This window comes from Prosthecobacter sp. GW821-HT29F12, from assembly GCF_058803405.1.
The window spans coordinates 6,597,923-6,610,871 of record NZ_CM179517.1; the positions used below are offsets into that span (position 1 = coordinate 6,597,923).

General features: G+C 59.0%; 12 protein-coding genes. 4 read left to right on the plus strand and 8 right to left on the minus strand.

Annotation, left to right across the window (positions count from 1 at the left end; genetic code table 11):
- Window position 1: 1 nt before the first annotated feature.
- The 7 genes from AC3RLQ_RS27285 to AC3RLQ_RS27315 all read right to left on the minus strand — a co-directional run bounded on the left by AC3RLQ_RS27285 (window position 2) and on the right by AC3RLQ_RS27315 (window position 5,774).
- Window positions 2-1,120, minus strand: coding sequence for a hypothetical protein (locus tag AC3RLQ_RS27285; protein WP_493031809.1), 1,119 nt, complete (start codon window positions 1,118-1,120; stop codon window positions 2-4).
- Between the two features lie 97 nt (window positions 1,121-1,217).
- Window positions 1,218-1,418, minus strand: coding sequence for a hypothetical protein (locus AC3RLQ_RS27290; protein WP_493031810.1), 201 nt, complete (start codon window positions 1,416-1,418; stop codon window positions 1,218-1,220).
- Window positions 1,418-2,314, minus strand: a complete 897-nt coding sequence (locus AC3RLQ_RS27295) for an ArdC family protein (protein ID WP_493031811.1) — start codon at window positions 2,312-2,314, stop codon at window positions 1,418-1,420. The genes AC3RLQ_RS27290 and AC3RLQ_RS27295 overlap by 1 nt, the downstream gene beginning before the upstream one ends.
- A gap of 621 nt (window positions 2,315-2,935) precedes the next feature.
- Window positions 2,936-3,547 (minus strand): hypothetical protein, encoded by a 612-nt coding sequence (locus tag AC3RLQ_RS27300; RefSeq protein ID WP_493031812.1) that lies wholly within the window; start codon window positions 3,545-3,547, stop codon window positions 2,936-2,938.
- A gap of 593 nt (window positions 3,548-4,140) precedes the next feature.
- Window positions 4,141-4,404: a hypothetical protein gene (locus tag AC3RLQ_RS27305; protein ID WP_493031813.1), complete on the minus strand. Its 264-nt coding sequence runs from the start codon at window positions 4,402-4,404 to the stop codon at window positions 4,141-4,143.
- Between the two features lie 62 nt (window positions 4,405-4,466).
- Complete coding sequence (locus tag AC3RLQ_RS27310) at window positions 4,467-4,712, minus strand: hypothetical protein (RefSeq protein ID WP_493031814.1); 246 nt, start codon at window positions 4,710-4,712, stop codon at window positions 4,467-4,469.
- A gap of 699 nt (window positions 4,713-5,411) precedes the next feature.
- Window positions 5,412-5,774, minus strand: a complete 363-nt coding sequence (locus AC3RLQ_RS27315) for a DUF6876 family protein (protein WP_294229220.1) — start codon at window positions 5,772-5,774, stop codon at window positions 5,412-5,414.
- 427 nt (window positions 5,775-6,201) lie between these two features.
- Between AC3RLQ_RS27315 and AC3RLQ_RS27320 the strand changes: the two genes are divergently transcribed.
- On the plus strand, window positions 6,202-7,227 hold the full coding sequence (locus AC3RLQ_RS27320; RefSeq protein ID WP_294229217.1) for a Fic family protein: 1,026 nt from the start codon (window positions 6,202-6,204) through the stop codon (window positions 7,225-7,227).
- Window positions 7,228-7,293: 66 nt separating this feature from the next.
- Here AC3RLQ_RS27320 and AC3RLQ_RS27325 read toward each other — a convergent pair whose 3' ends face one another.
- Window positions 7,294-7,776, minus strand: coding sequence for a hypothetical protein (locus tag AC3RLQ_RS27325; protein WP_294229214.1), 483 nt, complete (start codon window positions 7,774-7,776; stop codon window positions 7,294-7,296).
- A 260-nt stretch (window positions 7,777-8,036) separates the two neighbouring features.
- Here AC3RLQ_RS27325 and AC3RLQ_RS27330 point away from each other — a divergent pair, with 260 nt between their 5' ends.
- The 3 genes from AC3RLQ_RS27330 to AC3RLQ_RS27340 are packed head-to-tail and all read left to right on the plus strand — an operon-like array spanning window position 8,037 to window position 12,949.
- Entirely contained in the window at window positions 8,037-8,705 is a 669-nt protein-coding gene (locus tag AC3RLQ_RS27330) for a TetR/AcrR family transcriptional regulator (RefSeq protein ID WP_294229211.1), read from the plus strand.
- On the plus strand, window positions 8,702-9,790 hold the full coding sequence (locus AC3RLQ_RS27335) for an efflux RND transporter periplasmic adaptor subunit (protein WP_294229208.1): 1,089 nt from the start codon (window positions 8,702-8,704) through the stop codon (window positions 9,788-9,790). The genes AC3RLQ_RS27330 and AC3RLQ_RS27335 overlap by 4 nt, the downstream gene beginning before the upstream one ends.
- 18 nt (window positions 9,791-9,808) lie before the next feature.
- Complete coding sequence (locus tag AC3RLQ_RS27340; protein ID WP_422320715.1) at window positions 9,809-12,949, plus strand: efflux RND transporter permease subunit; 3,141 nt, start codon at window positions 9,809-9,811, stop codon at window positions 12,947-12,949.

Genomic DNA, 12,949 nt, shown 5'->3' on the forward strand with positions numbered 1-12,949 from the left:
GCTAAGAGAGCGGTGATTTATCATTTTCACGGATTAGATGACTTGCCACAGCTTCGCGATCATGATCTTTCCCGTTGTGATTGCCATTTAGATGACGCATTTCCTTCAGAGTGGAAATCAGGTTAGCGACGCCGCTGTCAACAATAGCGACAGAGTTTAGGTGTTCTGTATAACGTGCATCCATTGCCTTCTGCACTGCTTGGGTCATTTCTTCTCGAAATCTCCCGAAAGCCGAATCCAAGTGCATCAAGAACCCATTTATTAACAATTGCGAGTTCTGCCCATTTTCGATGGCTGCCGAATGTAAATTGTCAACGATCGAGCGCAAGGTATCTAGTGACTTGTCCAAGGAATCTGTATCACTCAAAGCCCAGTCGCTAGCAAAGTGGTCGAGCTTAGTAGCAACAGGATCAACTACACGCAGAGTAATTTTAGAGCACTTCCTGTCAGCAAGTGAAAAGGCAATTGCGAAAAGCAGGCCAATTACGGATGTGTCAAACGCAGTCGCACAGCTTGCAATAACATCCTGAATGACCAATGCTGCGCGTTTAGAAGCGTCCCCACTATCGGCGCTTGACGCAGTAGTTTGGGCAGATGGTGACGTCTCATGTTGAACGTTCTTGATCCCAGCGGACATGATAGTAAGACCGGCGCTGACTCCCAAGAATGTTCCAAAAAGCCCCAGTTTTGCTTGAAAAGGCCCCCAAAACCGAAAGCTAAGCAGGCTCTCAGACAGCCGGGAATGCAGCACTGGTGCAGTTGGAATCAATCCATGCGTCAACAAATGATTTTTTTGACAGCGCTGGATCGCGTTTACCGCCGCGAGGGTGCTGCATGATAGAGAATCTGTGTTTCTTTTTAAGAGTGAAACTAATTTGCTCCGCGCAATGTTGGGATCCTCGGTTGACTTCAAGGCTTCAACCAGTGATCTGCGGGCCTCTATCAAGTCAATTGACCCTTGGAAGCCGAAACGGCGAAATTTTTTTGCATGAGGCAACAGCGTGCGGGGAAGAATGAATAAAATCAGGTTTCGCGACCTCCACATCGGAATGAAGGCGAGAAGGATCATCGCCAGAATATAAAGACGGCGAAAAGAATCACTTGCTAGAAGTTCAGCCATACGGGGTTGAGAACGCTTGGAACAGGCCGAGGCTTTCAGGTCCTCAGCCTCATTTCAAAGCAACAATTGCGCCAGACGAGTGTCTTATTTCTCACTCTCATGTGGCGAGAATGCGGCATGCGAGGATGCCGCGCGCGACGGCGGCGACGGTTTCAAGCGGCTGGCGCATGGGGTCGCCATTCCAGCCAAGGCAGGCGGCGCGAAGCGCGAGCTGGTTTTCCAGTTCGTCAAACTCCGCGTCCGTAAGCTCCGCCGATTCGACAAGCTCGGCATCAGAGAGGGGAAGAAGCGCATTCATCAGAGGGCCTCCTCGGGTTCGATGGCCAGAATGTAGTTCGCGGCTTTCTGAGCCTGCGAAGCGGCGCGGATGACCCAGCCTTTGGCGTTCTTTGATTTCAGGGCGTCAATCCAGCTTTGCAGGTAGGCGGCGGAGTTGCTGATTTCGTCCTCCATGATGCCAGCGTGAGCGTTCAAGAATGAAGCGCCCATTTCTGCAACCAGTTCCTCCTCGGCATAGACTTTGCGGGCGGTGTCGCCTGCGGCATCAATGCCCTTGTTCTCAAGCAGTGACTTACGGGCAAGGCGTGAGGCGTGGCCGGTGCTGTGACTCAGCTCGTGAAAGAGGGTGGAATAATAGGCTTCGTCACTGTCGAAAAAGCCGCGCTCCGGCATGTGAACACTGTCAGTCTTGGGTCGATAGCAGGGAACCGCGTTCCCGTCATGGATGGCGGGAGCGTTGGGCATCGCTGCGACGATCTCGCGGGCGCGGTCTGTCTTCTGCGTGATGGAAAGCTCGGGTAGATTATCGAGCTGCGGGAATTCGATGCCTTCGATCTGCGAAGCATGAAACACGGTGTAAGCCTTCAAAAAGCGGCGCGTCTCTGCCTCGTCCTCAATGGCCGGGGCATCGTCCTCATGCTTGGTGTAGGTGCCGTATTTCACGACAAGGGAACCGTGTTCGCCTTTGCGGACGTGTCCGCCAAGCTCCTTGGCCTGAATGAATGTCAGGAAGTGAGGCGATGTGAAGCGCAGACTTCCAAGCAGCAAGACGTTAATGCCCTGATAGGCTCTGCCGGTGGAGAAGTTGCGGGGAAAACCCACCTTCGAGAAATATGGCGATTTCCAAGGCACAACGCCTTGTTCAAGTTGGGTGATGATGCGGTCTGTGACCTGTTCGTAGATGTCTGCTTTCATGTAGTTTCCTCCTGTTGCGGGTTTGCGCAAAGCACTCGGGCGCGCGCAAAACATGATGACCAAACCGCCGTAGGACGGGCGGCAGTCACAGGGAGGCTCCGAAGGAGGGGCATCCCCGAAGTCCCGCAGCGAGGCACGAGAGAGGACAATTTGGGGAACCCTTTGGATGCCCTTGACGGCACGAATGTCCGGGAGGCATCAGAGCCGACAAGCGAGGCACAAGCGGTCGGCGTTACTGGCTGCTCTTAGCAGCACTCATCTGCACGGAAGGATGTGCCTTGCGTTAGCGGAGGGCGAAGCCGGTAGCGTCGCAAGGCAGCGTCCTTTGGTGATCCTGGGAGCGGTGTGCAGTGCCGTGGTTCGGGGCAGTCGCGCCTTGCCTCGTCAAGGCTTGCTGAAGGCTGGCCCGAATGGCGGTACATGGCCGGAGCGAGGGCGTTACGGGAAGCGTCCCGTTAGAATGGGTAGCGCTGCACGCAGTAGGCGCGAGGGAAAGGCTTTTCCCACTCGAAGCTCTTGTTCACACGAAGAGATTTACAACCAACATGTATGAAACCGTATCGCTAAACAGACGGCATCCAAATGAAGGAGACGTTTCAGAATAAGCTAACTGCTCCACCGTCACTTGTCGGGGAAGCCGTCTTTGTTTTCTTTCCACCATGATTTCCATTTGGCGACGCCCTCTGGCGTTGCGGCGGATTTCAGTTCTGTCTTTGTAAAGGGAGCAGAAGGGATGCCCATCTTGGCGATGGCAACGGCAAAATCTCCGGGCGGCACCTCCAAGTTGGATTCGTCCATAAGTTCCATGAGGAGACTGACGGCGAACTTGTTGTTCGCGGCGGTAAGGCTGTCCAGCGTGGTCTGCCGGTAATTCATGAGCAATCCCGATTTGGACCTGCCTTCCTCCTTCTTGAAGAGGCGCTTGATGTAGTCAGCGGCGGTCGGGCATTCGGTGATGTATTGGGCAGCTTTGGCGGCAATGGCCTTTTTCTGTGTCTCTTTGGAATAGACGTAGAAGTTCTGTTTGAAGAACATCAGAAGTCCGGCAACCGAATCGTCCCCCGGCAGGGCTTTCACCTCGTCGAGAGCTGCGATGTCGCCGCGCATGAGGCGTTCGCTCGCGGCCTTCAGCACTGCCATCGTTTGTTTCTGCTGCTCTGTCTGCGCAGAAGACGGAATGAGGGGAAACAGACAAAGCGTGACGGCGAGAATGGTGTGGAATCTGCGGCTCATAGTGTGCGTGAATTGTAGATGAAACGGCCCGGATGCCGAGAAGTGTTTTGTGAAATCTAAGGGCAAGCGGCGGTGCCACAAGGCCCGCCTGTGCAGGCATCTTTTGAAAGTCTCCACAGAGACGCGCTTGCCCCGCCTGCGAGAGCAGACGCTTCAGAGCGGACGGAACCGCAGATGAAGCAAGGACCGGCGACAAGAATGGAGGGCGAAGGCGGGCAAAGTGGTCGCGGTCCGGCGCGTCTGCGGATCGGTCCAAGAGGTTGGGGGGGAGCAAGCTGGCCTTTGTCAGCAGAGGGAGGGCTTGCCCCGACCATGATGATGAAGGCGGGATTGCTAGTGGCGGGTTACGTTGGCACGGAAGCAGCCGGTAGCGAAGCGGAGGGTCAGGCAGAAGCGAAGCGTCCGGCTGCTTCGGTGTGCGACATGTGGCAGGCAGTGACGTGGTTTGAAACGCCGCGCCTTGACTCTTCAAGGCTTGCCGAAGGCGGGTCGAATGGCGTCACGCGGCGGGCGAGGGCGTTACGGGACACTTCCCGTTGGAATGGGTAGTGCCTCACGCAGTCGGCACGAGGGAAAGACTTTTCCCCTCACCCTTATTCGATGTTGTATTCATCAGCTTCGTCATGAGCCATTTCGGTGACGTAGTATTCCAAACGGTTGATACGCCAGTAGCCATTGACGATGACCGCTGTGTTATAGCCTGGGCAGTCGATGAGAGTCCAGATTTTCGCGTTCGGCTGTGTGCGCAGGAAGTCAATGTCGTCGTGCGTGTCGAACGCGATGTGGTCGGTTCCAGTTTTGGTGATGGGTTTGAACTGTTCAAACCAGGTGTCGTAGTCGAGTTGAATGAAAGTCATGATCGTTCTCCTTGGAGAGTGGGTGAAAAAGAATGCCGCGCCCGAAGGCGCGGCATCGTGGTTTAGGCAGCATGTGCCTCGGCAGCAGCGGGTTCGCGTTCCGCGATCCACTGCTCGGCTTGAGCAAGCGCTGTGCTCAACTTCGACAGGTGGGATTTGAGGAAGCTGGTGGTTTGCTTCCATTCCTCGCCAGCCTTGTAGCTGCGGGACACGGTGACGCTGTGGCGGGTTTTGCCCTGGTCTTCGTTGGACCAGATGGTGACTTTGACTCCGCCGTTTCTGATTTCGTGGGCTGGTTTGTTATTCATAGGTTCTCCTTGTTTAGTGGTTTCTCCCCGAAGGGATTGGGAGCGTGCTGAGCAGCCGGTGAAGCAGGGCGTTGTCATGCCCAACACGGGAGCGCAGCGAATGGAGCGGGCCGGGCATTGACTGCCCTGCGCGGCTGCTACGTTTCCAAAATTCCAAGTGAGAAACCCAAGGAGCCATGAAGAACTGCCCACAAGAAACGGTGACGAGAACCTGATGGCCTGACTTCCAGCAAAACCACACTCAACGTGCGCAGCCTTCATGCGAGGAAGCAAACCATGCTTCGATTCCACCCTTCCGCATGGCGCGTCGTGCCGCGCCTTTCAGAGTATCAGAGCGGACGGAACCGAGCCGGGGCAAGGAAGGGTGATCCGCAGGAGGGCGAAGGCGGGCTGAGGAAATCACCGGATTGCCCGGCGGAGGTTTGGTCCAAGAGGAAGGTGGGGAGCAAGCTGGCCGTTTGGCGAAGCAGTGGAGGGCGTGTCCCGACCGCGCCGACGAATGGCGGGATTGCTCGTGGTGGCGGTGTTGCCTGGTGTGGATTCTTGAGGGCGTTACGGGACACCTCCCGTTGGAATGGGTAGCGCCGCACATCGTAGGCGCGAGGGAAAGGCTTTTCCCGACAGATGAAACTCCCCTCCAAGTATTCATGATGAAAAGAGATGTCCGCCCAAGTTGCCTTGGGCGGACAAGCTGCCGGGCTAGTATTCGCTCGGCAGCATGATGACGTGATCGGTGAAGTAGAAGGCCACTTCATCGAGAGGGAAGTCTGTGAACTCGATCCGCTTGGAGAAGCGGATGTTCGAGTTCCCATCCTCGCATTCGAGGGTGGCGGTGTGGTCAGGATTGACCTTCAGCCGCCAGACCTGGAAGGCTTCGGCTGCGACTTCGCGGATGGATTGGGCGAAGGCGATCTCATCGAGCAGCCAGTAGGCTCCGCCGCTTTCGGCGACGTATTGTGCGCCGTCGGTGTAGAGCACGTTGCGTGCGATGCCGTGGCGATGCCATTGCTCCGTGCCGGTGAACTGGCGGAGATCGGTTTTGGTGAGTGTGTTTTGATTCATGTTTTGCTCCTGGTTTGTGTTTTTACCCCGCTGCGGGGCGCTGGTGCAAAGGCGGAGGTCATGAGGCTGCCAGTCATGCCCCCAACACGGGAGCGGCAGCGAATGGAGCGGGCCGGGGGTTGATGGGCAGACGGCCTCTGCCAAAACCAAGCTGCCCTTGCAGCGGGAAAACATCAGGAGCCATGCACGAACACGAACCGCCGGGAGACAGTCAACGGCGTCACGCGGCAGGTGAGGGCGTTACGGGACACTTCCCGTTGGAATGGGTAGCCGCCCACGAAGTAGCGGCGAGGGAAAGGCCTTTCCCCCCTGAAAATCAGTGATGAACGGAAGGCTTGTAAATTGGAGATGAAATGGATATAATTGGATATTGAATGGATACGCAATGCTGCAAAAACTCGCCCCAGAACCGCCAATAACCGCAGAAATGCTCAAGCTCATCGCCTCGCTCGATGAGTTCAAAGGGCAGTGGCGTGCCTTCAAGCGCCTCTCACGGGATCAGCTCTCGCAGCTCAAGAAGATCGCCACCATTGAAAGCATTGGCTCGTCCACGCGCATTGAGGGTAGCAAGCTCACCGATCAGCAAATCGCCACGCTTTTGTCAGGACTCAGAATTCAGGAGTTCAAAAGCAGGGATGAAGAAGAAGTCGCGGGCTACGCGGCTGCGATGGACACGGTGTTCGAGTCCTTCGAGCACATCCCGGTCACGGAAAATCACATCCGCCAGCTTCATCGGACGCTGCTCCAGTTTTCGAGCAAAGACGAGCGGCATCGCGGCGACTACAAGACGCTCGACAATCATGTGGCCGCGTTCGACGCAAAAGGAAACCAGCTCGGCATCGTCTTTGAAACGGCATCGCCGTTTGAGACGCCCTTTGCCATGAAGCGGCTGGTCGAATGGATGATCGAGGCCGAAAGAGACGGCGACCTTCACCCGCTGCTCGTCACGGGCGTGTTTGTGGTCTGGTTTCTTGCCATCCATCCGTTCCAGGATGGAAATGGTCGGCTGTCGCGGGTCTTGACGACTCTGCTCCTGCTACGGCACGGCTACAGCTATGTGCCGTATGCCTCGCTGGAGTCGGTGATCGAGGAGAACAAAGAGTTCTACTACAAGGCGCTGAGAAAGACGCAGGCGACGATGCGGAAGAAGCGCGTGGAATGGGATGCCTGGCTGCTGTTCTTTCTGCGCTGTCTGGTGCGCCAGAAGGACAATCTGAATGTGAAGGTCCAGGTCGAGCAAAGGCGTGTCGAGGCCAGTTCACCGCTGGCCGCATCCCTCATGAGGCTGCTGGACGACGCGGAGAGCATAACGCTTGCTGAGGCGGTCAAAGCCACCGCCGCAAACCGTAATACGCTCAAGGCGAAGATGTCCGAGTTGGTAGATGCCGGATTACTGACGCGCCACGGGCGCGGCAGAGGCGTCCATTACACGAAGGGCAAACACGAGAATTGAAATTGGGTGCCGCCCCGTGCTGGCGGTGCGCGTCGGACGCGCAAGCCGCAATCGCAATGCCGTGGCTCAAGGCTTGGCTGTGCCGGGAGCGAGTATCTTGTCGAAGTCCATCTCCAGGAATTCCAACAGTTCCGGGGAGATGCCCGCCTTTTGCGCTGCGCCGGGTGGCAGCAGATTTTGCAGGCCGGTGGCCGTCTGCGTGTTGAAGGCATCCCGGCGTGCCTCCCAGGCGGCTTCGAGCTGCGCGTCCTGCGGCTCACGACCGGCGTTCAGACCCTGCTGATTCATCAACTGCGCGCGCTGACGCATATAGGCATCCACGGAGTCACCCTGCGGCTCGGTGAGGCCGGCGGACTGCTGGATCATGTTACGGAAAAACTTTCCATATTCCTCGGGGCGGTCTTGAAATCCGGCGATCTCGGGCAGCATGCCCAGCACTTCGGCGTGCTGGCGTTGCAGGTCGAGCAGGCGGCGTTTCTCGTCCGCGCTCAGCGTGGCCCTGGGTGAGCGTTTTTGCAGCGCCATCGCGAACCATGCTGCTACGCTCATGCCCGCCCTTCGCGACATGCCGCCGCACATCATCCCCTCGACCCTTGGCGATGACGCTGGTGCGCTCGGAGCAGCCAGTCACGCGATGGAGGCATGGCAGCCTGAATGACCAGTTGCCAATTGGTGCATATAGCCCACGCCACTTGGTAGATGACCCGCTTGTCTCCACCCGCAGGGTATTCTCATCTCACACGTTGACAAGAGTCTGCGCATGGTTAATGGAACGTCCGTTTATAAACAGCCATTTAACTCCAATGCCCATGACCCTCACGCGCCCCACTCGAGAACGTAACCCGAAGGCGCGCAAGATGCGTATCCTGGTGGCGGCGGGGGTGGTGTTTGCGAAGGCGGGGTTTGCGGCGGGAAGCGTGCGGGAGATCAGCCTGAAGGCGCGGGTGAATGTGGCGTCGATCAATTATTACTTCAGCAGCAAGGAGGGGCTTTACCGCGAGGTGCTGCTGGCGGCGCACCGGAAGTTGCTGGAGCAGGAGCCGCCGCCGAAGCCGACGGAGGAACCTGAGCAGTCGTTGCGGGAATGGATTCAGTTTTGCCTGCGCTTTGTGCTGCTGAGACGCACGGCGCATCCGGTGCTGGGACGGCTGATGGCGCATGAGATGCGGCAGCCGACGGCAGCCTTGGGCGAGCTGGTGAAGCTGATCATCAAGCCGAATTTCGCGAACCTCGTCAAAATTGTGAATGCCTTGGCGGGAGACTCGCTGGACAAGGATGGGCGGGAGATGGCGGCGCATCAAATTGTTGCGATGTGCGTCCACTTTGACCACAGCCGTGAGGTGATCGGGCGGCTTGGATTTGCCGTGCCGGAGGCGGAGGCGGGTATCGCTCGGCTGGCGGACAGCATCGCGGACATGGCGCTCCGGGGACTCGGGACGCCAAAGACAACCCTTTCCAAGAAACGCACTTCAGCATGAAAACGACCTTACTCTGCATCTTAACCGCTGCCGCGCTTGCGCTGGTGGCTTGCAACAAAGCTCCGGCACCGGCTCCGCAGGCGGAAAAGCCGAAAGTAGCGCCGGTGATCGTGAAAGGGGCCACCGTGCAGGCCGCTGAACGTGCCTTTCCGCGTTTCCTGCGTGTGACGGGGCAGCTCGCCGCACAGAATGACGCCGTGGTGGCGGCGGATTCGATGGGGCGAGTGGTCTCGGCTTCGATTGAACGTGGTTCCGTGGTGAAGACGGGCGATGTGCTGGCGAAGCTCGACGAGCGCCAGCCCAAGCTCTCTCTGGCGGAGGCTGCGGCCTCCGTGGGTCTGGCGAAGGCGCGGCTGGCGCTGGCGAAGAACGAGCAGGAGCGCAACAAGCCGCTGGCGGAGAAAAAGGCGGTGGCGGATGCGGATTACCAAAAGCTGCTCACGGAAGTCGCCGCGCGCGAGGCGGAACTGGCGGCCTCGGAGGCACGTCAGGCCTTGGCGCAGAAGACGCTCGATGACTGCGTGATCCGCGCGTTGTTTGGCGGTGTGGTGGCGGAGCGCATGGTGGAGCCAGGCGAGTATGTGAAGGCGGATTCCCCTGTCGCCCGCGTGGTGGATCTGTCCACGCTACGGCTCGTGCTGAGTGTGCCGGAGACGGAAGTTGGCGCTCTGGTCATCGGTCAGGTGGTGGAGTTCACCACGGCGGCGTTCCCGGCGCAGCGCTTCACGGGCAAGTTGAAATTCCTTGGCGCGACGATGCGCGAGGCCTCGCGTGATCTGGTGATTGAGGCGACGGTGGACAACGCGGAAAGCAAATTGCGGCCCGGCTTCTTTTGCGATGCGCGCATCCTGCTTCGTGAGGAAAAAGCCGTCGCGGTGCCGGAGGGGGCGCTGCGCATCGAAGGCTCGCGCCGCAAGGTCTTCGTCATCACCAAAGACAACACGATCTCCGAACGCCTCGTGGAGGTGGGAGAGACGCGCGAGGGCTTCACAGAAATCCGGCGTGGAGTCGCCGCCGGTGAGCCGTTGCTGGCTAAACCCAGCGCAGAGGCCGCCGATGGGCTTCGCTTTGAACCCGCCGCTTAATTTTCACTTCACACGCTCATGCAATGGCTCGCCGCTATCTCCGTCCGCCGCCCGGTCTTCGCCAGCGTCATCATCCTCGTTTTCGTGGTCGTGGGGGTGCTGGGCTACACGAAGCTGCCGGTGGATCGGTTTCCAAAGATTGACTTCCCCACGGTCAGCATCGTCACACGGCAGGACGGCGCGACGCCGAAGGAGATCGAGACCGAGATCACGGACAAGATCGAGGAGGCGGTGAACACCGTCGCAGGCATTGATGAACTGCGCTCCATTTCAAGCGAGGGCATCTCGCAGGTGCTGGTGACTTTTGTGCTGGAGAAAAACATCGACGTGGCCTCACAGGAAGTGCGGGACCGCATCGCCCGTATCATCCCCGATCTGCCGGAGGAGGTGGACGCGCCGATCATCGAGAAGCTCGATCCCGATGCCGCGCCTATTTTGAACATCGCCCTCGTGGCCGACAAGCCGGTGCGCGAGATCACCGAGTTTGCCGACAAGGTGTTGCGGCGGCAGCTTGAAAGCGTGGGTGGTGTGGGGCAGATCACGCTGCTGGGCGGAAGACTGCGGCAGATCAATGTGTGGCTCGATCCGATGCGGCTGCGCTCCTACAATCTGACCGCTGCGGACGTGCAGCGCGGCCTCCGCGCACAGAACGTGCAAATCCCTGCCGGCACGGTGAAGAATGCGGCCAGCGAGGCGGGCTTCCGCGTGCTGGGCAAGGCACGGAGCGTGGAGGAGATCGGCATGCTCGTCTTGCGCGAGGCGGACGGCGGTCTGGTCCGCGTGCGTGACGTGGCGCGGGTGGAAGACGGGGCCGAGGAGCAAAAAACCGTGGCCCGTAACAATGGCGTGCCCTCTGTGGTGCTCTCCATCCGTAAACAAAGCGGCACAAACACGGTGGCCGTGGTGGATGCGGTGAATGAGAAGCTCGGCGATGTTAAAAAACTGCTGCCCGCAGGCTACGATGTCGAAATGGTGCGCGACACGTCGCAAGTCATCCGCACCAGCGTTCACGCGGTGAAGGAGCACTTGGTGCTGGGGGCCATTTTCGCCGCCGTGATCGTTTTGATTTTCCTTGGCAACTCACGCGCCACCATCATCTCCGCGCTCGCGATTCCCACCTCCATCATCGCCGCGTTCGGCGTTATGTGGGCGCAGGGAGTGACATTAAACGTCATCAGCCTCGTCGCCCTCGCGTTGGCGGTCGGCATCGTCATTGATGATGCCATCATCGTGGTGGAAAACATTTTCCGCCACATGGAAGAGAAGGGCGAGGACTCCTTCACCGCGTCCGTGGAAGGACCGAAGGAGATCGGCATGGCCGTCCTGGCCACCACGCTATCGCTGCTCGCGGTGTTCGTGCCCGTGGCCTTCCTCAGCGGCATTGTGGGCATGTTCCTGAAGAGTTTCGGCCTCACCATGGCTTTCGCCATCGCGGTTTCGCTGCTGGTCAGCTTCACGCTCACGCCCACGCTCTCCGCCCGCATGTTCCGCAAAGGCCACGCCACGCGGTTTGACGCCTGGCTGGAGCATCTGGTAAACATCTTCTACCGCCCGGTGGAGGCGTTTTACATGGTGCTGCTGCGCTTTTCCATGCGGCATCGCTGGATCATCGTGCTGGGCTGCTTCGGCATTCTCGCCGCCGTGCCCACGCTGATGAAGATCGTGCAAAAGAGCTTCCTGCCGCCGGTGGAGGAGGCGGAGTTCGTGGTGAACATCCGCACGCCGGAGGGCACCAGCCTCGCCGCCACCGATCTCATGGCCGAGCGCTTCGCCCGTGCGATCCGCGAGCTGCCCGGCGTGGACGGCACACTTCTCACCATCGGGGACAATGACCAGCGCACGCCGAATCTCGCAGGCATCTTCGTGCGCCTGAATGATCCCGCTTTGCGCGAAGACCAGCAGACCCTCATGGACCGCGTGCGCAAAGAGATCGTACCGCGTTTCCCCACGGAATGGCGCATCACCGTGCTCTCTGTCCCGCCTTTCAACACGGGCCAGTCCAGCGCCAACGTGCAGTATTTCATCGCCGGGCCTGACCTCGACACGCTTACCCGCGCCACGGCATCAGTGATCAAAGACGTCAAAGACCTCCCCGGCATCCGCGACCTCGACAGCACTCTCATTCCCGGCAAGCCTGAAATCTCCGGCAGCGTGGACCGCAACAAAGCAGGCGAGATGGGAGCCAGCATCCAGGACATCTCCGGCACGCTGCGCCTGCTCGTCGGCGGTCTCGACGTCTCCACCTTCGACGACAGCGGCGAGCAATACGACATCCATCTCCAGGCTGAGGAGAGCTACCGCAACACCCGCGAAATCCTCAATCTCCTCACCGTGCCCTCCACCAAGGCCGGACCCGTCGCCATCACCAATCTGCTCACGCTGGAAAACACGGACAGCCCCTCGCAGATCAACCGTCTCAACCGCCGCCGCCAGGTCACCATCACCGCCAACAACGCCCCTGGAGTGGGTGAAACCGAAATCCTTGATGGCATCGCCACCGCCGTGAAGATGCTCAACCTGCCGGCCGACTACGCCAGTGGCAGCGCCGGACGCTCGAAGGAAATGGCCAAGGCGGGAAAGGCCTTCATGGTCGCGTTTTTGATGGCCTTCATCTTCATGTATCTCATCCTCGCCGCGCAGTTTGAGAGCTGGGTGCATCCGCTCACCATTCTGCTCGCCTTGCCGCTCACGCTGCCCTTTGCCATCCTCTCGCTCATCCTCTTCCAGCAGTCGGTGAACATCTTCTCCATGCTCGGCATCCTCGTGCTCTTCGGCATGGTGAAAAAGAACGGCATCCTGCAAATCGACCACACCAACCAGCTTCGTGCCAAAGGCATGGACCGGCTCGATGCCATCCTGCTCGCCAACAAAGAGCGTCTGCGCCCCATCCTCATGACCACGCTGGCTTTCGTCGCGGGCATGATCCCCATGATGACTGCGAAGGGCGTCGGTGCCGCCTATAACAATGCCACGGCGGGCGTCATTCTCGGCGGCCAGAGCCTATCCTTGCTGCTCACGCTGCTCGCCACGCCCGTCATCTATTCCATCTTCGACGACCTCATTCAGTTCCCAGATCGCATCAGAAAGAGGCGCATCGCGAAAGCCCTCGCCAAGGGAACGAAGACCCGCGAACGCGAACAAGGCCAGCCAACCCACTAG

Excerpts from the sequence above, each read along its gene's own strand:
- AC3RLQ_RS27285 (WP_493031809.1), bottom strand. The coding sequence starts at position 1,120 with ATGGCTGAACTTCTAGCAAGTGATTCTTTTCGCCGTCTTTATATTCTG.
- AC3RLQ_RS27290 (WP_493031810.1), bottom strand. The coding sequence starts at position 1,418 with ATGAATGCGCTTCTTCCCCTCTCTGATGCCGAGCTTGTCGAATCGGCG.
- AC3RLQ_RS27295 (WP_493031811.1), bottom strand. The coding sequence starts at position 2,314 with ATGAAAGCAGACATCTACGAACAGGTCACAGACCGCATCATCACCCAA.
- AC3RLQ_RS27300 (WP_493031812.1), bottom strand. The coding sequence starts at position 3,547 with ATGAGCCGCAGATTCCACACCATTCTCGCCGTCACGCTTTGTCTGTTT.
- AC3RLQ_RS27305 (WP_493031813.1), bottom strand. The coding sequence starts at position 4,404 with ATGACTTTCATTCAACTCGACTACGACACCTGGTTTGAACAGTTCAAA.
- AC3RLQ_RS27310 (WP_493031814.1), bottom strand. The coding sequence starts at position 4,712 with ATGAATAACAAACCAGCCCACGAAATCAGAAACGGCGGAGTCAAAGTC.
- AC3RLQ_RS27315 (WP_294229220.1), bottom strand. The coding sequence starts at position 5,774 with ATGAATCAAAACACACTCACCAAAACCGATCTCCGCCAGTTCACCGGC.
- AC3RLQ_RS27320 (WP_294229217.1), top strand. The coding sequence starts at position 6,202 with ATGCTCAAGCTCATCGCCTCGCTCGATGAGTTCAAAGGGCAGTGGCGT.
- AC3RLQ_RS27325 (WP_294229214.1), bottom strand. The coding sequence starts at position 7,776 with ATGAGCGTAGCAGCATGGTTCGCGATGGCGCTGCAAAAACGCTCACCC.
- AC3RLQ_RS27330 (WP_294229211.1), top strand. The coding sequence starts at position 8,037 with ATGACCCTCACGCGCCCCACTCGAGAACGTAACCCGAAGGCGCGCAAG.
- AC3RLQ_RS27335 (WP_294229208.1), top strand. The coding sequence starts at position 8,702 with ATGAAAACGACCTTACTCTGCATCTTAACCGCTGCCGCGCTTGCGCTG.
- AC3RLQ_RS27340 (WP_422320715.1), top strand. The coding sequence starts at position 9,809 with ATGCAATGGCTCGCCGCTATCTCCGTCCGCCGCCCGGTCTTCGCCAGC.